18 protein-coding genes are annotated in these 18,837 nt (G+C 59.9%); 6 read left to right on the top strand and 12 right to left on the bottom strand.

Annotation, left to right across the window (positions count from 1 at the left end; translation table 11 throughout):
- Positions 1 to 25 precede the first annotated feature (25 nt).
- The 3 genes from choV to WA225_RS26845 form a co-directional block, all read right to left on the bottom strand.
- A complete protein-coding gene (gene choV / locus WA225_RS26835; protein ID WP_422610287.1) occupies positions 26 to 1,204 on the bottom strand; it encodes a choline ABC transporter ATP-binding protein in 1,179 nt (392 codons plus the stop codon).
- The gene (gene choW / locus WA225_RS26840; RefSeq protein WP_166223508.1) at positions 1,201 to 2,046 is read right to left on the bottom strand and encodes a choline ABC transporter permease subunit; all 846 of its coding nucleotides are present in this window, start codon (positions 2,044 to 2,046) and stop codon (positions 1,201 to 1,203) included. Before choW ends, choV begins: the two co-directional genes overlap by 4 nt.
- A 66-nt stretch (positions 2,047 to 2,112) precedes the next feature.
- Entirely contained in the window at positions 2,113 to 3,060 is a 948-nt protein-coding gene (locus WA225_RS26845) for a choline ABC transporter substrate-binding protein (RefSeq protein ID WP_201236498.1), read from the bottom strand.
- Between the two features lie 437 nt (positions 3,061 to 3,497).
- Here WA225_RS26845 and WA225_RS26850 point away from each other — a divergent pair, with 437 nt between their 5' ends.
- Positions 3,498 to 4,874, top strand: coding sequence for an L-serine ammonia-lyase (locus WA225_RS26850; protein WP_257356472.1), 1,377 nt, complete (start codon positions 3,498 to 3,500; stop codon positions 4,872 to 4,874).
- Positions 4,875 to 5,429: 555 nt separating this feature from the next.
- Complete coding sequence (locus tag WA225_RS26855) at positions 5,430 to 6,533, top strand: GlxA family transcriptional regulator (protein WP_007949927.1); 1,104 nt, start codon at positions 5,430 to 5,432, stop codon at positions 6,531 to 6,533.
- Between the two features lie 112 nt (positions 6,534 to 6,645).
- Here the strand turns inward: WA225_RS26855 and WA225_RS26860 are convergent, their stop codons facing one another.
- The 6 genes from WA225_RS26860 to WA225_RS26885 form a co-directional block, all read right to left on the bottom strand.
- A complete protein-coding gene (locus WA225_RS26860) occupies positions 6,646 to 6,909 on the bottom strand; it encodes a hypothetical protein (RefSeq protein ID WP_003228989.1) in 264 nt (87 codons plus the stop codon).
- Positions 6,910 to 7,280: 371 nt separating this feature from the next.
- Entirely contained in the window at positions 7,281 to 8,444 is a 1,164-nt protein-coding gene (locus WA225_RS26865) for a gamma-butyrobetaine dioxygenase (protein ID WP_422610288.1), read from the bottom strand.
- Positions 8,445 to 8,468: 24 nt separating this feature from the next.
- A complete protein-coding gene (locus WA225_RS26870; protein ID WP_422610289.1) occupies positions 8,469 to 8,945 on the bottom strand; it encodes a thioesterase family protein in 477 nt (158 codons plus the stop codon).
- 338 nt (positions 8,946 to 9,283) lie between these two features.
- Entirely contained in the window at positions 9,284 to 10,249 is a 966-nt protein-coding gene (locus WA225_RS26875) for an L-carnitine dehydrogenase (RefSeq protein WP_422610290.1), read from the bottom strand.
- Positions 10,250 to 10,390: 141 nt separating this feature from the next.
- Positions 10,391 to 11,278, bottom strand: a complete 888-nt coding sequence (locus tag WA225_RS26880; protein WP_422610291.1) for a 3-keto-5-aminohexanoate cleavage protein — start codon at positions 11,276 to 11,278, stop codon at positions 10,391 to 10,393.
- A gap of 119 nt (positions 11,279 to 11,397) precedes the next feature.
- Positions 11,398 to 12,342, bottom strand: a complete 945-nt coding sequence (locus WA225_RS26885) for a choline ABC transporter substrate-binding protein (RefSeq protein ID WP_422610292.1) — start codon at positions 12,340 to 12,342, stop codon at positions 11,398 to 11,400.
- 206 nt (positions 12,343 to 12,548) lie between these two features.
- Between WA225_RS26885 and WA225_RS26890 the strand changes: the two genes are divergently transcribed.
- Positions 12,549 to 13,499 carry a GlxA family transcriptional regulator gene (locus WA225_RS26890; protein ID WP_422610293.1) on the top strand — a complete coding sequence of 317 codons (951 nt, stop codon included), beginning with the start codon at positions 12,549 to 12,551 and terminating at the stop codon, positions 13,497 to 13,499.
- 133 nt (positions 13,500 to 13,632) lie between these two features.
- On the opposite strand, the gene WA225_RS26895 is transcribed toward WA225_RS26890, so the two are convergent.
- The 3 genes from WA225_RS26895 to WA225_RS26905 all read right to left on the bottom strand — a co-directional run bounded on the left by WA225_RS26895 (position 13,633) and on the right by WA225_RS26905 (position 14,906).
- Positions 13,633 to 14,049, bottom strand: coding sequence for a DUF3010 family protein (locus WA225_RS26895; RefSeq protein WP_422610294.1), 417 nt, complete (start codon positions 14,047 to 14,049; stop codon positions 13,633 to 13,635).
- Positions 14,050 to 14,078: 29 nt separating this feature from the next.
- Entirely contained in the window at positions 14,079 to 14,402 is a 324-nt protein-coding gene (locus tag WA225_RS26900; protein ID WP_422610295.1) for a helix-turn-helix domain-containing protein, read from the bottom strand.
- Between the two features lie 102 nt (positions 14,403 to 14,504).
- Positions 14,505 to 14,906 carry a lysozyme inhibitor LprI family protein gene (locus WA225_RS26905; RefSeq protein WP_422610296.1) on the bottom strand — a complete coding sequence of 134 codons (402 nt, stop codon included), beginning with the start codon at positions 14,904 to 14,906 and terminating at the stop codon, positions 14,505 to 14,507.
- Between the two features lie 233 nt (positions 14,907 to 15,139).
- Here WA225_RS26905 and WA225_RS26910 point away from each other — a divergent pair, with 233 nt between their 5' ends.
- From WA225_RS26910 to dgcA, 3 genes are all read left to right on the top strand, one after another.
- Positions 15,140 to 16,117: a dipeptidase gene (locus WA225_RS26910; protein ID WP_027610650.1), complete on the top strand. Its 978-nt coding sequence runs from the start codon at positions 15,140 to 15,142 to the stop codon at positions 16,115 to 16,117.
- Positions 16,118 to 16,223: 106 nt separating this feature from the next.
- Positions 16,224 to 16,754 (top strand): DUF5943 domain-containing protein, encoded by a 531-nt coding sequence (locus WA225_RS26915; RefSeq protein WP_422610297.1) that lies wholly within the window; start codon positions 16,224 to 16,226, stop codon positions 16,752 to 16,754.
- A 15-nt stretch (positions 16,755 to 16,769) separates the two neighbouring features.
- Complete coding sequence (gene dgcA, locus WA225_RS26920) at positions 16,770 to 18,830, top strand: dimethylglycine demethylation protein DgcA (RefSeq protein ID WP_016983627.1); 2,061 nt, start codon at positions 16,770 to 16,772, stop codon at positions 18,828 to 18,830.
- The last annotated feature ends 7 nt before the right edge of the window (positions 18,831 to 18,837 follow it).

The raw sequence follows: 18,837 nt of genomic DNA on the forward strand, positions 1-18,837 counted from the left end.
CGCGGCGTTTTTGTGTCTGCTCTCTTTATCCCAGGTTCTTTCCGAGCAGCGCGTGATACAGCTCGCTGTCCCCAAGAATCCCCACCACATGATTGTCATCGTGCAGTACCAGCTTGTTGCCGGTCTGATAACGAATCTGCAGCGCATCACGCATACCGATGTTCGAGTCCACCAGCGTCGGCTTGCGCTCCAGGCTCTCCACCGCTTGCCCCGGTGCCCAGTTTTGCAGGTTCAGCACCGAACCATTCTGCCGTGCACCCTTGATGGTGTTGCCCTCGGCCAGGTCCAGCCACGAATCGCCGCCCGGATCCAGACACACCGAACCATTGATGCGTTTGCACTTGTCCAATGTGCGCATCAGGCTGCGACCGCAGAGCACGTTGAGCGGATTGGTGTGTGCGACGAAGGTGCGCACATAGTCGTCCGCCGGGTTCAGCACGATCTCTTCCGGCACGCTGTACTGGATGATCCGGCCGTCCTTCATGATCGCGATGCGGCTACCCAATTTGAGCGCCTCGTCGAGGTCATGGCTCACGAACACGATGGTCTTGTTCAGCTTGCGTTGCAGTTCCAGCAGTTCATCCTGCAGGCCTTGACGGATCAGCGGGTCGAGCGCCGAGAACGGTTCGTCCATCAATAGAATGTCGGCATCCATCGCCAGCGCCCGCGCCAGACCGACACGCTGCTGCATGCCGCCGGAGAGTTCATCAGGCTTCTTGTTGCGCCATTGGGTCAGGCCGACCAGTTCCAGTTTCTCGTCGACGAGCTTCTTGCGTTCCTTCTCCGGGCGACCCTGCATTTCCAGACCGAAACTGATGTTCTCGCGCACCGTCAGCCACGGCATCAGGGCGAACTTCTGAAAGACCATGGCGATGCGTTTGGTGCGCATCATTTTCAGCTCGGCCGGGGTGCAGGAGGCGATGTCGATCTGACGGTTTTCATGCTCGACGAACAGTTTGCCGCGACTTACTGTGTTGAGGCCGTTGATGCAGCGCAGCAGGCTCGACTTGCCGGAACCGGACAGGCCCATCAGCACGCAGATCTCGCCTTTGTTGATGTCCAGCGTGGCTTTTTCCACGCCGACGATCTGTCCGGTCTTCTTCAGGATCTCGTTGCGAGTCATGCCCTGATCCAGCAGCTTGAGCGCCTCGCGCGGATCCTTGGAGAAGATTACGTCGACGTCTTCGAAGCGAATTATGCTCATGCGTCACCCCCTACTTTGGCGTCGGGTTGTTTGCAGATACGGTCGAGCATGATCGCCAGCAGTACGATCGCCAGGCCCGCTTCGAAGCCCAGGGCGATATCAGCAGTGTTCAGTGCGTTGACCACCGGTTTGCCGAGTCCGTCGGCGCCTACCAGTGCCGCGATCACCACCATCGACAGCGACAGCATGATGCACTGGGTGATGCCGGCCGCGATGCTCGGCATGGCGTGAGGCAGTTCGATCCGTGAGAGTAATTGGCGACGCGAGCAGCCGAAGGCCTTGCCGGCGTCCATCAGTTCTTGCGGGACATCGCGGATGCCCAGGTAGGTCAGGCGGATCGGCGCAGCGATGGCGAACACCACCGTGGAGATCAGGCCCGGCACCACACCCAGCCCGAAGAGGGTCAGGGTAGGAATGAGGTAAACGAAGGTCGGTACGGTCTGCATCAGATCGAGTACCGGACGCATTAACGTGTAGAACATCGGCTTGTGCGCGGCGACGATGCCCAACGGCACGCCGATGACCACGCAGACCAGGGTCGCGAACATGACCTGGGCGAGGGTTTCCATGGTTTCCTGCCAGTACCCCAGATTGAGGATCAGCAGAAAGGAAGCGATGACGAAAACGGTCAATCCCCATTTGCGCTGAATGAAATGCGCGAGCAGGGCGATGAGGCCGATCAAGACAAAAGGGTTGAACCAGGTGAGCGCAAACGTCACGCCGTGGATCATCGTTTCCAGTGTCACGGCGATTGCGTCGAAAGTGTTGGCGCCGTGTTGCGTCAACCATTCAACGAAGCCCGCGATGTACTGGCCTAGAGGTATTTTCTGATCAATCAGCATGGTAGTGAACGTCCGCATGCGAGGAAATAAACAGCCCGGGTGGGCGAGCCCACCCGGCATAAGCGATTACTGCGCGAGCTTGGCTTTCACGGCCTCCAGGCCAGGTTTACCGTCAATGGTGGTCACGCCAGCGAGCCAGGTATCGAGCACTTGTGGATTCTTTTTCAGCCAGGCCTTGGCGGCCGCGTCAGGCTTCATCTTGTCGTCGAGGATGTTGCCCATCAGTTCGCTTTCCATGTCGACGTTGAACTCCAGGTTCTTCAGCAACTGACCGACGTTGCTGCATTCCTCGGCGTAACCCTTGCGGGTGTTGGTCGCCACGGTCGCCGCACCGAAGTCGGGGCCGAAGAAATCATCGCCACCGGTCAGGTATTGAATCTTGAAGCGCTTGTTCATCGGGTGCGGCGCCCAGCCGAGGAAGACCACGGCGGTGTCGCGCTTCTGCGCGCGGTCGACCTGCGAGAGCATGCCCGCTTCCGATGATTCGACGACTTTGAAACCGGCGGTTTTCAGGCCGAAGGCGTCCTTGTCGATCATGCTCTGGATCAGACGGTTGCCGTCGTTGCCAGGCTCGATGCCGTAGATCTTGCCGTCGAGTTCTTTCTTGAATTTGGCGATGTCGGCGAAGTCATGCAGACCTTTGTCATACAGGGCTTGCGGCACGGCGAGGGTGTACTTGGCGCCCTTGAGGTTGGTGCGCACGGTTTCCACGGTGCCGGCATCGCGGTAGGCCTTGATGTCGTTTTCCATGGTCGGCATCCAGTTGCCGAGGAACACGTCCATGTTCTTGCCGTCGGCCAGCGACTTGTAGGTCACGGGTACGGAGATCATGGTGGTCTTGGTCTTGTAGCCGAGGGCGTTGAGGACGACGGAGGTGGTCGCGGTGGTGGCGGTGATGTCGGTCCAGCCGACATCGGAGAAATTAACGGTACTGCACTGTGCCGGTTCTGCAGCTTGCGCCAGTAACGGCAGACTCAGCATGGCGGCCAACAACAACGACGGGGAACCTTTCATGGATGGACTCCTTGGTGTTTTTTTTGGCAGTGTTCCGACTGTGGACCACCGCACTTATAGGTTGCGGTTGGATGGCGTTCTGGAGACAGCTCTACCACGGCGCCTTGCAATCGAGTCACAACGATCATGTACCAGTGAAAATCTGACGCCTACAGGGGGGGTCGTATCCAGTACAGGGATGGTCGTATCTAGTGTCGGTGACGTCGTTTACAGCTTTTTTCAGCCCCCCATGGCCATCTGAACCGCATAAAAACGGCGAAAAACCGGGGCAAAAACGGCGCGGCGCTGGTGGACATGAGTGCGTCGGTGTCAGACGCCGTGCGTTCCGACAAAAGCCTGATGATGCGGGCATTCCGGCGGATCGCAGCTTGAGCGTAGCAGCTCCGCCAGCGGGCGCTTTTGTGTCCCGGACCGGCATCCTCAGGAGCTCTGCAGCAATGGCTATCAGCGTTTTCGACCTGTTCAAAATCGGCATCGGCCCCTCCAGTTCCCACACCGTCGGGCCGATGCGCGCGGCGGCGTTGTTTGTCGAGTCGCTGCGGGACAAGCACCAGTTGGAGCAGGTGCGTCGTATAGAAGTGCAATTGTTCGGATCGCTGTCGGCCACGGGTATCGGTCACGGCAGCGACAACGCGGTGATCATGGGTTTGATGGGCGAGTGGCCGGACGCAATCGACCCCTCGCAGATCGGCCCGCGCATTCAAGCCCTGCGTGAAACCCACACCCTGCTATTGGATGGTCGTTTGTCGGTGCCGTTTGTCTGGGCACGGGACATGCGCCTGATCGATGAAAACCTGCCGTTCCATCCCAATGCGATGACGATTGTTGCCGACGGCGATCACGGCGAACTGCATCGCGACACCTACTATTCGGTGGGTGGCGGTTTTGTCGTCGATCAAAAGCAGGCCTCCAGTGGCGTGGTCGATCTGGATCGCACGGAGCTGCCGTACGATTTTTCCAGCGCGGTCGAGCTGCTGGAGCTTTGTAAAAAGAACAACCTGCGCGTCGCCGAACTGATGCTGGCCAACGAAAAGGTCTGGCGCAGTGAAGAAGAGATTCGCGCCGGGCTGATGAAGCTGTGGCGAGCAATGCAGGATTGCGTTGAGCAGGGCCTCAAGCACGAAGGCATCCTGCCCGGCGGTTTGAATGTACGTCGACGTGCGGCGAAGTTGCATCGCAGCCTGCAGGAGTTGGGCAAGCCCAATGTGATCGGCTCGACGCTCAGCGCCATGGAGTGGGTCAACCTGTTTGCCCTGGCGGTGAATGAAGAGAACGCGGCGGGCGGGCGTATGGTCACGGCACCGACCAATGGTGCGGCGGGGATCATTCCGGCGGTGTTGCACTACTTTATGAAGTTCAGCGAAGCGGTGACGGACGCCAACGTGGTCGACTACTTCCTCGGTGCGGCGGCGGTGGGGATTCTGTGCAAGAAGAATGCTTCGATCTCTGGCGCTGAAGTCGGCTGTCAGGGTGAGGTCGGTTCAGCGTGCGCGATGGCGGCGGCGGGGCTGGCGGAGATTCTCGGCGCTACGCCGGAGCAGTTGTGCAACGCGGCGGAGATTGGCCTGGAACATAACCTCGGGCTGACCTGCGATCCGGTCGGTGGTCTGGTGCAAGTGCCGTGCATCGAGCGCAATGCGATTGCGGCGGTGAAGGCAATCAACGCGGCGCAGATGGCGTTGCGCGGCGATGGTCAGCACTTTATCTCGCTGGATCGGGTGATCCGCACCATGCGCGACACCGGTGCCGATATGCATGACAAATATAAAGAGACCTCGCGCGGCGGCTTGGCGGTCAGCGCGGTTGAGTGCTGAGACCGAGTCGTCTCAATCGCTGGCAAGCCAGCTCCCACAGGTTTTTTGGTGATACCGATATCTTGATCACACTGAAAATCCCTGGGGGAGCTGCGGTGCGACGATTCGACTTGCCAGCGATGAGGCCAGACCAGTCAAAATTGCTCATCAAGTGAACACGCACGATCAATCACGCCACCTTTTAGCGCGTCGCAAACAGATAAGAGTCTTTCCCACCTGTTACACGCGCTCAGCCCTTCTACCGTCCGTCACCCGTGCTTGCGGTGACACTCCTCACAAACTGCGCGCAGGCCAGTTCCCACAAGTGCTACCGATTTGCTCAAAGGGTTCGGAGCAGGGCGCTCACCAACGCTAATGGCACTTCGAAATACCTTTCGTCGGACGTCTCGTATAGACACGTCGCGACGTCGTTTTCAGGAGTTATTGAACGGCCATCCAATTTTAGGCATGGCAATTGCTCTGTCATAACAAAGCCCGTCTCCCACGCGAGAACGCTGGCAATAACAAGAGCCTCCGCCTGAGGCCATCACCCGCTTTGTGTGAGGAGATACCGCGATGACGTCGTTCAACTCCGGGGCCCAACCCCAGAACCGTGCGCCTCAATCCATCGGCTTTCTGCTGCTGGACAATTTCACGCTGATTTCTCTGGCCTCCGCAGTAGAACCTCTACGCATGGCCAACCAATTGTCCGGTCGCGAGCTGTATCGCTGGAGCACCCTCACCGTCGATGGCGGCCAGGTGTGGGCCAGTGACGGTCTGCAAATCACTCCAGACGCCTCCATGCACAAAGCCCCGCCACTGGACACCGTGATCGTCTGCGGCGGTATCGGCATTCAACGCACCGTGACCCGTGAACACGTCTCCTGGCTGCAAAGCCAGGCGCGTCAGTCCAAGCGCCTCGGCGCCGTGTGCACCGGCAGTTGGGCACTGGCTTGCGCCGGGTTGCTCGACGGCTTCGATTGCAGCGTGCACTGGGAATGTCTGGCGGCGATGCAGGAAGCTTTCCCGCGCGTGGCCATGAGCACTCGTCTGTTCACCCTCGACCGTAACCGTTTCACCAGCTCCGGCGGCACCGCGCCACTGGACATGATGCTGCACCTGATCAGCCGCGATCACGGCCGTGAACTGTCCGCCGCGATCTCTGAAATGTTCGTCTACGAACGCATCCGCAACGAACAGGATCACCAGCGCGTGCCGCTCAAGCACATGCTCGGCACCAACCAGCCGAAATTGCAGGAAATCGTTGCGCTGATGGAAGCCAACCTCGAAGAGCCGATCGACCTCGACGAACTGGCGGTGTACGTCGCCGTGTCGCGCCGACAACTGGAGCGGTTGTTCCAGAAATACCTGCACTGCTCGCCGTCGCGTTATTACTTGAAGCTGCGCCTGATCCGCGCCCGGCAGTTGCTCAAGCAAACGCCGATGTCGATCATCGAAGTGGCGTCGGTGTGTGGTTTCGTCTCCACGCCGCACTTCTCCAAGTGCTACCGCGAATACTTCGGCATTCCGCCGCGTGACGAGCGCGTAGGCTCCAACACCACCCAGCAGGTGGCGATGCTGCCGCTGCCGCAGGCAATCGTAATGTCGCCGCTGTCGGGGCCGATGTCGGCGCTGAGTCAGGCGCGCAATGAGTCGACGTTTGCCAGCGTAAGGCTGTAGACCGAGTCGCCCCTATCGCTGGCAAGCCAGCTCCCACAGGTTCTGTGGTGATACAGATATCCTGATCACACCGAAAATCTGTGGGAGCTGGCTTGCCAGCGATGGCGGCCTGTCAGGCGCTGCGGGTCTGCTGATACTGCGCCAGTGCCGGCAATAACTGTTTATCAAAAGCCTCACGCACTGCCGGCAAAATAGTCGCGCTGCTGGTGTACATCTGCTTGACCATCGTACGCAACGTGTTCGCCCGAACATCGTCCAGACCCCGTACGGCGTATTCGCAGGCTTGCTCTGCGGTAGCGCCCGACGGCACTTCGAAACCCAACGCCTTGAGCTGGCCCAACAAATCTTCCTGATCGATCAAATCGGCATACATCATGACGCGCATCCTTCTTCGGTAACGGAGGTCGTGGCTCGATTCTGGTAGCCATGCCGGGGCACGGCAAGGGCGATTTGTCGCAGTGGCCGCGACGACTATGAACAGGTCGTTTTCGGCTAACTTGCCGCTCAAGGGAGTGGGCACACTGAACTCAGCTTGCAACACGAAGGTTTGGTCACCCTCGCTTGGCAGCTCCTCAACAGTACCCTCTGCCCCGATCCTGTCACGGCTTGCATCGGGGCTTTTTTTGGGCTGTGAATCAGTGAGTAGCGCGTTGTTTGGACTGACGCTTTCGCGAGCAAGCTCGCTCCCACAGTTGAAATGCATTCCAATGTGGGAGCGAGCTTGCTCGCGAAGAACGATGACGCGGTCTAGCGCTGCAACACCAGAATCCGCGACAACAACTCATCCCGATCGATGTAGCAGCCCTGAAAATGTCGCGCTCCGGTCGCCGGATCAAACGCATTGCGCGCATGCAACGTGCGGCGGTTATCAAAGCACCACAGCTCTCCCGGATTGAGCCGCTGTATCAGCCGGAATCGTGGCTCGCGCGTCATCGCGATAAACCGCCGATACGCCCGATACAACACCGGCATCTGTTCCACCGACGTCTCAAACGCCCCGCGCAAAAAGTTCGCCATGCGAATCTCGGCGACCCTGCCCAAAGCATCCAAAGCAATGATCGGCGCCAGGCAGCGATAGTCGCTGTGACGATCCTTGTTGCGAAACTCCACGGGGATTTCACACAACGCCTGAAACGCCGCCGGATCTTCGCTGCGCAACGCATCGGCAGTCGCAAAACCATCGACAAAAATGCTCTCGCCACCTTCAGCGTCATTCACCAGACAATGCAGAAACTGCAGCCCCGGTTGCAGCTCGCGGGTCGGCAGATCGGTGTGCAACGGCAAGTTGAAAGCGGTGTAGGCATTGCTGTCGGCATCGGCCTTGGACTGCACGTTGAACAGCACGCCGAAGTTGCTTTCACGAATGAAGGAAATACGTTGCGCGATGAGCTTCAGCGAACCGGGCTCAGTGGGTACGCCGCGCACTTGCGTCAGGCCGATGTCGCGCACGGCGAGCAGCCATTGCAGTAACGCGGCGTTGTCGTTCATCAGCGCCGCGTATTCGAACACCGGGAGTTGCAGATCGCTACGCCAAAGAAAGGGCTTGGGCTTGGCGGCCAGACGTTCGGCGCGGGATTCATCATCGTAGGCATGCGCGCGCAACCAGCCCGGATCGAAGCGGCTGAAGTGGCCGTCCTGCCAATCGATGCGCAGGCAGCCATCGGTGTCGATATGCGCGGCCGCGGGTTTCAGATCATCAGCCGCATCGACAATCTCGAACACCTGCTCGCGGGTGACGTTGTAGACGCACTGCTGACACGGGCAGTTATCCCGCAACCAGACAGCGTGAAACGGGCTGATGCGACCGTCAGCCCATTCAATGGCAACGCGATCCGCCAGGCTCTGCACGCCACTTAGCGCGCTGATCAACGGATAAGTACGGAAATCGGCAACAGTGGCAGCGGTGTTCATGGCGGCTCCTTGCGATCGATGGATTTACCTTGCCGGTGGCAGCGCGATCACGCGGCCGACGTAAGCGGGGGCGGGCAGATCTTGTTGTTCGGCGACGATGCTTTGCAGACGGCTCAAGGTGTTCGCGCTGAACGGTGCCGAACGCGGGCCGGCGAGGTCGACGTGCAGCAGCATCTGTTCGTTGCCGGCCAGTTCCTGCTCATCACCGACCTTGTGCAGGCTGTGATAGAGGTGCAGGCGTTTGCTGTCGTGGCCGATGATTTGTGTGTGCACTTCGACTTCGGTGTCGAGCTTCACTTCGTGCAGATAGTTGAGGTGCAGTTCGAGGGTGAACAGCGAGTGGCCGCTGGCTTCGCGGTTGTTGCTGTCCATGCCGAGGCGGTCCATCAGGGCGTCGGTGGCGTAGCTGAAGATCAGCAGGTAGAAGGCGTCGCGCAGGTGGCCGTTGTAATCGACCCAGTCGGGGATGATTCGGGTTTGGTAGGTGGTGAGAGTGGGCATGATTGGGTTCCGGCAGTGGGCGGGTCGTTAAGATCAAGAGCTACCCCCTCACCTCAGCCCTCTCCCCCAGGGGGGAGAGGGGGAAAGGGAGCCGATCTTTACGCTATCCAAAACTTGGTTCGGCTGGGTGATGCAAGTCGGCGTAACTCGAACAGTCAACACGGTCAGTCCCCTCTCCCTCAGGGGGCAGAGAGGGAAAGGGAGCCGATCGGGGGCCTTTCAAAACTTGAATTCGGCTCGGTGGTGCAAGTCGGCGTAACTCGAACAATCAACTCGATCAGTCCCCTCTACCTCTGGGAGAGGGCTAGGGTGAGGGCCGCGATGTCATGCCAACCCGATCAATCGCTGAACGCCATCCCATGCTTTTCCTTGGTGGTCTTCACCGCCTCAAGCACCGCCAGCAAGCAATCATCACGATAGCGCTCCAGCGCCGAAATGCTGTGCCGGCCGAGCTGATCACTGGTGCCATCAACCACATCATCAATCAACTTGTCAGTCAGCTCCGGCGCTGGCAGATACGTCCACGGCAACTGCAACGCCGGGCCGAATTGCGACATGAAGTGGCGCATGCCGGCATCACCCCCGGCCAAGGTATAAGTCAGGAACGTACCCATGAACGACCAGCGCAGGCCGGCGCCAAAGCGGATCGCATCGTCGATCTCGCCAGTGGTCGCGACACCATCGTTGACCAGGTGCAGCGCCTCACGCCACAGCGCTTCAAGCAAGCGGTCGGCGATGAAACCGGGCACTTCTTTGCGCACGTGCAGCGGACGCATGCCGAGGGATTCGTAGACTTTCATCGCCGCCTGAACGGCTTCGGGCGCGGTGTTCTTGCCACCCACGACTTCGACCAGCGGCAGCAGATAAACCGGGTTGAACGGGTGGCCGACCACGCAGCGTTCAGGGTGCGTTGAGCTCTCGTAGAACTCACTTGGCAGCAGGCCCGAGGTACTCGAACCGATCAACGCATTGGGCTTGGCCGCGGCGCTGATTTTGCTGTGTAGATCGAGCTTCAACTCGAGACGTTCCGGGGCGCTTTCCTGAATGAAGTCGGCATCGCGTACGCATTCTTCGATGGTCGCGACAAAGCGCAGACGATCTTGCGAAGCGCCGGGCGCCAGGCCGCTTTTCTCCAGCGCACCCCAGGCATTAGCGACGCGTTTGCGCAGTGCCGCTTCCGCGCCCGGTGCCGGGTCCCAGGCGATCACATCCAGGCCGTGGGCGAGGGCGCGTGCGACCCAGCCACTGCCGATGACACCGCTGCCCAGCGCGGCGAAGGTTTTGATTTCGGTAATAAAGCTCATGGTGATTTCCTGAATAGTTCGGCGATCAACTGTGGGAGCGAGCTTGCTCGCGAAGGGGGCGGTACATCCGCAGCCTCTTCATCAGCAGAGCCATCGCATTCGCGAGCAAGCTCGCTCCCACAGGGTTTTGAGGTGAGTTCGTTAACCGCGCTGGGTCAGGCCCATTTTCTTGCGGCCCTCAGCCGGAGTCAGCACCCGCGCGCCGAGGCGGCTGAGGATTTCGCTGGCGCGTTCGACCAGTTGGCCGTTGGTCGCCAGCACGCCTTTGTCCAGCCACAGGTTGTCTTCCAGCCCGACCCGCACGTTGCCGCCGAGCAGCACCGCTTGCGCGGCCATCGGCATTTGCATCCGGCCGATGCCAAACCCGGCCCACACCGCGTCGGCGGGCAAGTTATCGACCATGGCTTTCATGGTGGTGGTATCTGCCGGCGCGCCCCACGGGATGCCCAGGCACAACTGGAACAACGGGTTATCCAGCAAGCCTTCCTTGATTATCTGCTTGGCGAACCACAGGTGCCCGGTATCAAAAATCTCCAGCTCGGCCTTCACGCCCAGTTCGGTGATGCGCTTGGCACCCGCACGCAGTTGCGCAGGCGTCGAGACGTAAATAGTGTCGCCATCACCGAAGTTCAGCGTGCCGCAATCGAGGGTGCAGATTTCCGGCAGCAGTGCTTCAACGTGAGCCAGACGAGTCAACGGGCCGACCAGATCGGTATTCGGGCCAAACTCCATCGGGTTCTCGCCAGCGCCGATTTCGAGGTCGCCGCCCATGCCGGCGGTGAGGTTGACGATGATGTCGACGTCGGCCTCGCGGATGCGCTCCATCACTTCGCGGTACAGCGCCACGTCACGGCTGAACTTGCCGGTCTGCGGATCGCGTACATGGCAGTGCACGACGGTGGCGCCGGCCTTGGCCGCTTCTACGGCGGCAGCAGCGATCTGTTTCGGGGTGACCGGCACGTGCGGGCTCTTGGCGGTCGTGTCGCCAGCACCGGTGAGTGCGCAGGTGATGATGACGTCGTGGTTCATGGTGCGGTTTCCTTCAGGCGTGATGGCTCTGTCCGCAGCCCTTTTCGGGGCTGCGAGCTTCGTCCGGTTCCCTCTCCCCTTGGGAGAGGGCTAGGGTGAGGGGCTTTTAAATGAGAGGGTTATTTGCTGGTCAGCTGGAGGTTTTCAGCCGCCGGTTTGCCATCGAACGTGGTCACACCTTCGAGCCAGCGCTGCTTGTCTTCTGGGTGATCCTTGAGCCATTGCTTGGCCGATTCGAAAGCGTCTTTGTGATCGAGCAGCGGCTGCATCATCCGGCTCTCGTCTTCGGCGGTGAACGTCAGGTTGCTCAGCAGACGGCCAACGTTCGGGCACTGCTCGGCGTATTTCGGCGCGGTGACGGTCCACACGGTGGCCATGCCTTCGTTCGGGCCGAGGGCGTCGTCGCTGCCGGTCAGATAGGTCATCTTGACGTTGACGTTCATCGGGTGCGGCGCCCAGCCGAAGAACACCACGGCCTCTTTGCGGCGCACGGCGCGGTCGACGGCGGCGAGCATGCCGGCTTCACTGGACTCGACCAACTGGAACTTGCCGAGGCCAAACTGGTTCTTGGCGATCATTGCCTTGATCTGCGTGTTGGCGCCCGAGCCAGGCTCGATGCCGTAAATCTTGCCGCCCAGCTCTTTTTCGAACTTGGCGATGTCGGCGAAGGTTTTCAGGCCCTTGTCGGCCAGATAAGTCGGCACCGCGAGGGTCGCACGGGCGTCTTTCAAGCTTGGTGCTTCGAGAACCTTGACCTGATTGGCGTCGACGAACGGGGTGATGGTCTGGGTCATCAGCGGGTTCCAGTAACCGAGGAACAAGTCCAGGCGCTGATCGCGGATCCCGGCGAAGATGATTTGCTGGGAGGCGCTGGTTTGTTTGGTGTTGTAGCCGAGGCCGTCGAGCAGGACCTGGGTCATGGCACTGGTGGCGATCACGTCGGTCCAGTTGACCACGCCCATGCGCACGTTCTGGCACGCTGCCGGGTCGGCCGCCATGACGCCGGCGCTCAAGAAAGCGGTACCGCTGAGTGCAAGAACACAGCTGCTGATCAGTCGTTTCATGTCGGGTTCCTCGGCAGGTCGTTATTGTGAGTTCCGACATCTGTCGTGCCGGTGATGCAAAGTTACGCAGCTGTGCGCCCATGAAAGCGCACTGCGGCGACTGGCATTTGCACTGTAGCGACCTGTGCGCTTGAACACCGACGACAATCGGCGTATCAACGAGCCACGCTCCCCTCCCTCTCGTTACCCGCGAATCGAGTGCGCCCATGTCCCAGGATTTCTACTTTCTGCTGATGCCGGGGTTCTCCGCCATCGGCTTTATCTCCGCGATCGAACCGCTGCGCGTGGCCAACCGCTTTCGTGGTGAGTTGTACCGCTGGCATGTGTTGAGCGCTGATGGCGGGGCGGTGCTGGCGAGCAATGGCATGTCGGTCAACGCTGATGCGGCGCTGGAGCCGTTGAAGAAAGGCGCGACGTTGTTGGTGGTGGCCGGGTTTGAGCCGCTGAAATTCGCCACGCCAACGCTGGAGCATTGGCTGCGCCGACTGGATAACGAAGGCGTCACACTGGGCGCCATCGACACCGGCAGCTTCGTCCTCGCTGAAGCGGGCCTGCTCGACGGTCATCGCCTGACCTTGCACTGGGAAGCCATCGACGCCTTCAAGGAATCTTATCCACAGCTCAGCGTGACCCAGGAACTGTTCGAGATCGACCGTCGACGGATCACCTCGGCGGGCGGCACCGCGTCCATCGATTTAATGCTCGATCTGATCGCCCAGGCCCACGGCCCGCAACTGGCGATTCAGGTCAGCGAGCAGTTTGTGCTGGGGCGCATTCGTCCGCGCAAAGACCACCAGCGCATGGAAGTCGCCACGCGCTACGGCATCAATAACAAGAAGCTGGTGCAGGTGATTGGCGAGATGGAGCAGCACAGCGAACCGCCGCTGACCACTTTGCAATTGGCAGAATCGATCAAAGTCACGCGACGGCAATTGGAGCGCTTGTTCCGGCTGCACCTGAACGACACGCCGAGCAATTTCTATCTGCGGCTAAGGCTGGAAAAGGCCCGACAGCTGCTGCGTCAGACCGACATGAGCGTGCTCGAAGTCAGCATCGCCTGCGGCTTTGAATCACCGTCCTACTTCACCCGCAGCTACCGCGCCCGCTTCGCCCGCTGCCCCCGCGAAGACCGGCGTACCGCCCAGGCCTTATCTTGAGACCAGCAAATAAACCTGTGGGAGCGAGCTTGCTCGCGAACGCGGTAGATCATTCAACAAAACTGTCGACTGACACCCCCTCTTCGCGAGCAAGCTCGCTCCCACATGGATTTACTGTGCTTGCGCGAACAGGTTACTTCTTCACCAGCGCCGAACACGCCGCCTTATAAGCCTCATGCTGATACTTGTTCAACGTCCCCGGCAGCTCGAAATTATGCTTCTTCGCCTGCGCATTGATCGTTTGCGGCGACAACAACGTCACCTCACAGCCATCGAGCAACTGCAAAATCCCTTCAATCTTGAACGTCGTCGGCCCACCGGCAAACTCACCCTTCTTGCTGCGCTTCTTGATCGCGATACGGTCAACCGAATTCTCCCGCACAAACGACGCCACCTGCGCCGCAAAGAGCTTAACGTTTGCCGCTTCGTCATCGTCTTCGAGGGCAATCTTCTTGGTGGCGAGGGGAACGTGGCTCAGGTTCGAACCGTCGAGAGCGGCCACGGCGATGATCGCTTCGCTGCCTTTGATTTCGATGCCGCAGATGTTCATGGGGAATTCCTTGAAGTGAAGAGGGCAGCTTACAGCTCAAGCTGATTGGCGGTGATGCCGAACGCCGACGCAATTTTCTCGCGAGTGGCCTTGCGTGGCTTGGCGACTGTTTCCTGCTGGGCAAACGCCGGTTGCGAAATGCCCATGCGTTTGGCGACTTCCTCCTGAGTCAGGTTGAGGTGTTCGCGCCAGGCACGGATCGGTGTTGCCCCATCGACCATCCGGCTGACGACCTCATGGGGAATCAGGTCGGGCTGCATTTTTTGCGCAACGTACTGCGCGTAGGGAATGACGACGAAGGCGGGGTTGCCCTCGGCGTCGTTGATGATTTGGATATCTGTGGGTAACTTCATATTAGGAGAAATATAAGTCTTTTATAAGATTTTAGAATCTTTGCTTATATTTCTCCCAATGCCAATCAACAAGAATTGACGGCATGTTACGAGTGGTCAGGATCACTCCTGCCCAATCGACTCCAAAAATTCCGACCGTTCATCACTCATCCGCGCCACGCAATCATTCTGCGCAATCTTGAACGCCTTGCTCCCTTCAGGCGCCGGGAACGCTTCGACAGCGCAATCCGCGTCCCGCGTCTTCAACCACTGCTGCTGAGCCGTCTTGATCTTGGCGGTGATGTCCGCCAGTTGCGTCGGGTTCTTGCCATACGCGGTCTGCATGCGTTCGTTGAGGCTGGCGTAGTTGTCCTTGAGCAGGTCTTCGGCGGTGGTGCGGCTGTAGGTCGAGCATTCCAGGGTCTGGACGTCGTTTTCGACGGCGTCGCAGGGGTTGTTGTCGGATTCTTCGGCGGCGTGTACGCCGGTCGCAAGCAAAGCCAAAGCCAGGAAGATCGATTTCATTGTTGTCGCCGCTCTAATCCAGTGGTGTACCAAGATGCCGGAGATTCTGGCTCAAGCTTGCGGGCTTGAACAGGTAGCTGATCGGGGCGCTTGGCGACCCTTTGTCGCGGATTGACGCTTTCGGCAATTCCCCTGTCGTTTTTGCACCCGGTCGCCCCGGCACCGAGGCATATGCTGGCCCCAAAGCGCCGGCAGACGATTCGGCGCATGAATCGCCAATAAGGGGACGCCTGATGAGCCCAGCCGAATTACACGCCGACAGCATCGTTATCGACGGTCTGATCATTGCCAAATGGAACCGCGAGCTGTTCGAAGACATGCGCAAGGGCGGTCTGACGGCAGCCAACTGCACTGTGTCGGTGTGGGAAGGCTTTCAGGCGACCGTGAACAACATCGCTGCCAGCCAGAAGCTGATCCGCGAAAACAGCGACCTGGTGATGCCGGTACGCACCACCGCCGACATCCGTCGCGCCAAGGAGCAGGGCAAGACCGGCATCCTCTTCGGCTTCCAGAATGCTCACGCCTTTGAAGACCAGATCGGCTATGTCGAGGTGTTCAAGCAACTCGGCGTCGGCATCGTGCAGATGTGCTACAACACCCAGAATCTGGTCGGCACCGGTTGCTACGAACGCGACGGCGGCCTGTCGGGTTTCGGTCGCGAAATCGTCGCCGAGATGAACCGTGTTGGCGTCATGTGCGACCTGTCCCACGTCGGTTCCAAGACTTCCGAAGAAGTCATCCTCGAATCGAAAAAACCGGTCTGCTATTCCCACTGCCTGCCGTCGGGTCTCAAAGAGCACCCGCGCAACAAATCCGATGAAGAGCTGAAGTTCATCGCCGACCACGGCGGTTTTGTCGGTGTGACCATGTTCGCGCCGTTCCTCGCCAAGGGCATCGATTCGACCATCGACGACTACGCCGAAGCGATCGAATACACCATGAACATCGTCGGCGAAGATGCCATCGGTATCGGCACCGACTTCACCCAGGGGCACGGTCAGGACTTCTTCGAATACCTGACCCACGACAAGGGCTACGCCCGCCGTCTGACCAGCTTCGGCAAGATCATCAACCCGCTGGGCATCCGCACCGTCGGCGAGTTCCCGAACCTGACCGAAACCCTGCTCAAGCGCGGCCATTCCGAGCGCGTTGTACGCAAGATCATGGGCGAGAACTGGGTCAACGTCTTGAAAGACGTCTGGGGCGAGTAACGCTTTCTCAAGACCGCCGCCGATCTGCTCCCTCTCCCTCTGGGAGAGGGCTGGGGTGAGGGCCGCGGCCAACACTGAATCTAAAATTTTCTGGAGTTAAGTTTCCATGACCAAGATCGCCCCGCAATTGCCAATCGAAGTCGACAGCGAGACCGGTGTCTGGACCTCCGACGCCCTGCCGATGCTCTACGTGCCGCGTCACTTCTTCGTCAACAACCACATGGGTATCGAAGAGGTTTTGGGCGCTGACGCCTACGCCGAGATCCTCTACAAGGCCGGCTACAAATCCGCCTGGCACTGGTGCGAAAAAGAAGCTGAATGCCACGGCCTGGAAGGCGTCGCGGTATTCGAGCATTACATGAAGCGCCTGTCGCAGCGCGGCTGGGGCCTGTTCAAGATCCAGGACATCGATCTCGACAAAGGCACCGCCAGCGTCAAGCTCGAACACTCGGCGTTCGTCTACGTCTACGGCAAGGTCGGACGCAAGGTCGACTACATGTTCACCGGTTGGTTTGCCGGGGCCATGGATCAGATTCTTGAGGCGCGCGGCAGCAAGATTCGCACGGTTGCCGAGCAAGTCTACGGTGGCTCCGAAGAAGGCCACGACGACGGCCTGTTCACCGTCAAGCCGTTGTAAGTCGAGGAACCCGCCATGGCTTTCGAAGCAATGTTCCAGCCGATCCAGATCGGCAAACTGACCATCCGCAACCGCGTGCTCAGCACCGCGCACGCCGAGGTCTACGCGACGGACGGCGGCATGACCACCGACCGCTACGTCAAATACTACGAAGAGAAAGCCAAGGGCGGTATCGGCCTGGCGATTTGCGGCGGCTCCTCTGTGGTCGCCATCGACAGCCCGCAGGAATGGTGGAGCTCGGTGAACCTGTCGACCGACCGGATCATTCCGCACTTCCAGAACCTGGCCGACGCCATGCACAAGCATGGCGCCAAGATCATGATTCAGATTACCCACATGGGCCGGCGCTCGCGCTGGGACGGCTTCAACTGGCCGACCCTGATGTCGCCGTCGGGCATCCGTGAACCGGTACACCGCGCCACGTGCAAAACCATCGAGCCGGAAGAAATCTGGCGGGTGATCGGCAACTACGCCCAGGCCGCGCGCCGGGCCAAGGCCGGTGGGCTCGACGGCGTTGAACTGTCGGCGGTGCACCAGCACATGATCGACCAGTTCTGGAGCCCGCGCGTCAACAAGCGTACCGACGAATGGGGCGGCACTTTCGAAGGCCGGATGAAGTTCGGTCTGGAAGTGCTCAAAGCCGTGCGCGCCGAGGTCGGTGATGACTTCTGCGTTGGCATGCGTCTGTGCGGTGACGAGTTCCACCCGGACGGCTTGTCCCACGAAGACATGAAGCAGATCGCCAAGTACTACGACGACACCGGCATGCTCGATTTCATCGGCGTCGTCGGCTCGGGTTGTGACACCCACAACACCCTGGCCAACGTGATTCCGAACATGAGTTATCCACCGGAGCCGTTCCTGCATTTGGCCGCCGGGATCAAGGAAGTGGTCAAGGTGCCGGTGCTGCACGCACAGAACATCAAGGACCCGAACCAGGCCACACGGATTCTTGAGGGCGGTTACGTCGACATGGTCGGCATGACCCGTGCGCATATCGCTGACCCGCACCTGATCGCCAAGATCAAGATGGGCCAGATCGACCAGATCAAGCAGTGCGTCGGCGCCAACTACTGCATCGACCGCCAGTATCAAGGCCTCGACGTGTTGTGCATCCAGAACGCCGCGACATCCCGTGAATACATGGGCGTGCCGCACATCATCGAGAAATCCACCGGGCCGAAACGCAAGGTGGTGATCGTTGGTGCCGGCCCTGCCGGCATGGAAGCGGCCCGCGTGGCCGCCGAGCGTGGCCACGATGTGACCCTGTTCGAGAAGAAAGAATTCATCGGCGGGCAGATCACCACCGCCTCGAAAGCGCCGCAGCGTGACCAGATCGCCGGCATCACCCGCTGGTTCCAGCTGGAACTGGCGCGGCTGAAAGTCGATCTGCGCCTGGGCACGGCGGCCGATGCCGACACCATCATGGACTTGCGTCCGGATGTAGTGGTGCTGGCGGTCGGCGGGCATCCGTATCTGGAACAGAACGAACACTGGGGCGCCGCCGAAGGGCTGGTGGTCAGCAGCTGGGACGTGCTCGACGGCAAGGTAGCGCCGGGCAAGAACGTGCTGGTCTACGACACCATTTGCGAGTTCACCGGGATGTCGGTGGCCGACTTCCTCGCCGACAAGGGCAGTCAGGTCGAGATCGTCACCGACGACATCAAACCGGGCGTGGCCATCGGCGGTACGTCGTTCCCGACCTATTACCGCAGCATGTACCCGAAAGAAGTGATCATGACCGGCGACATGATGCTCGAGAAGGTCTACCGCGAAGGCGACAAACTGGTCGCGGTGCTGGAGAACGAATACACCGGCGCCAAAGAGGAGCGGGTGGTCGATCAGGTGGTGGTCGAAAACGGCGTGCGCCCGGATGAGGAAATCTACTACGCGCTCAAAGAGGGTTCGCGCAACAAGGGCCAGATCGACGTCGAAGCGTTGTTCGCGATCCAGCCGCAACCTTCGCTGAGCGAGGCGGGCGACGGCTACTTGCTGTTCCGCATCGGCGACTGTGTGGCGCAGCGCAATACCCACGCCGCGATCTATGACGCGCTCAGACTGTGTAAAGACTTCTAAGCCTCGC

This window comes from Pseudomonas sp. (assembly GCF_049300855.1).
In the GTDB taxonomy this organism is placed as follows: domain Bacteria; phylum Pseudomonadota; class Gammaproteobacteria; order Pseudomonadales; family Pseudomonadaceae; genus Aquipseudomonas.

Coding starts and splice junctions, on each gene's coding strand:
- WA225_RS26880 (WP_422610291.1), bottom strand. CDS start 11,278: ATGAACCACGACGTCATCATCACCTGCGCACTCACCGGTGCTGGCGAC.
- WA225_RS26845 (WP_201236498.1), bottom strand. CDS start 3,060: ATGAAAGGTTCCCCGTCGTTGTTGTTGGCCGCCATGCTGAGTCTGCCG.
- WA225_RS26865 (WP_422610288.1), bottom strand. CDS start 8,444: ATGAACACCGCTGCCACTGTTGCCGATTTCCGTACTTATCCGTTGATC.
- dgcA (WP_016983627.1), top strand. CDS start 16,770: ATGGCTTTCGAAGCAATGTTCCAGCCGATCCAGATCGGCAAACTGACC.
- WA225_RS26855 (WP_007949927.1), top strand. CDS start 5,430: ATGACGTCGTTCAACTCCGGGGCCCAACCCCAGAACCGTGCGCCTCAA.
- WA225_RS26910 (WP_027610650.1), top strand. CDS start 15,140: ATGAGCCCAGCCGAATTACACGCCGACAGCATCGTTATCGACGGTCTG.
- WA225_RS26870 (WP_422610289.1), bottom strand. CDS start 8,945: ATGCCCACTCTCACCACCTACCAAACCCGAATCATCCCCGACTGGGTC.
- choW (WP_166223508.1), bottom strand. CDS start 2,046: ATGCTGATTGATCAGAAAATACCTCTAGGCCAGTACATCGCGGGCTTC.
- WA225_RS26915 (WP_422610297.1), top strand. CDS start 16,224: ATGACCAAGATCGCCCCGCAATTGCCAATCGAAGTCGACAGCGAGACC.
- WA225_RS26885 (WP_422610292.1), bottom strand. CDS start 12,342: ATGAAACGACTGATCAGCAGCTGTGTTCTTGCACTCAGCGGTACCGCT.
- WA225_RS26875 (WP_422610290.1), bottom strand. CDS start 10,249: ATGAGCTTTATTACCGAAATCAAAACCTTCGCCGCGCTGGGCAGCGGT.
- WA225_RS26895 (WP_422610294.1), bottom strand. CDS start 14,049: ATGAACATCTGCGGCATCGAAATCAAAGGCAGCGAAGCGATCATCGCC.
- WA225_RS26890 (WP_422610293.1), top strand. CDS start 12,549: ATGTCCCAGGATTTCTACTTTCTGCTGATGCCGGGGTTCTCCGCCATC.
- WA225_RS26905 (WP_422610296.1), bottom strand. CDS start 14,906: ATGAAATCGATCTTCCTGGCTTTGGCTTTGCTTGCGACCGGCGTACAC.
- WA225_RS26900 (WP_422610295.1), bottom strand. CDS start 14,402: ATGAAGTTACCCACAGATATCCAAATCATCAACGACGCCGAGGGCAAC.
- WA225_RS26860 (WP_003228989.1), bottom strand. CDS start 6,909: ATGATGTATGCCGATTTGATCGATCAGGAAGATTTGTTGGGCCAGCTC.
- choV (WP_422610287.1), bottom strand. CDS start 1,204: ATGAGCATAATTCGCTTCGAAGACGTCGACGTAATCTTCTCCAAGGAT.
- WA225_RS26850 (WP_257356472.1), top strand. CDS start 3,498: ATGGCTATCAGCGTTTTCGACCTGTTCAAAATCGGCATCGGCCCCTCC.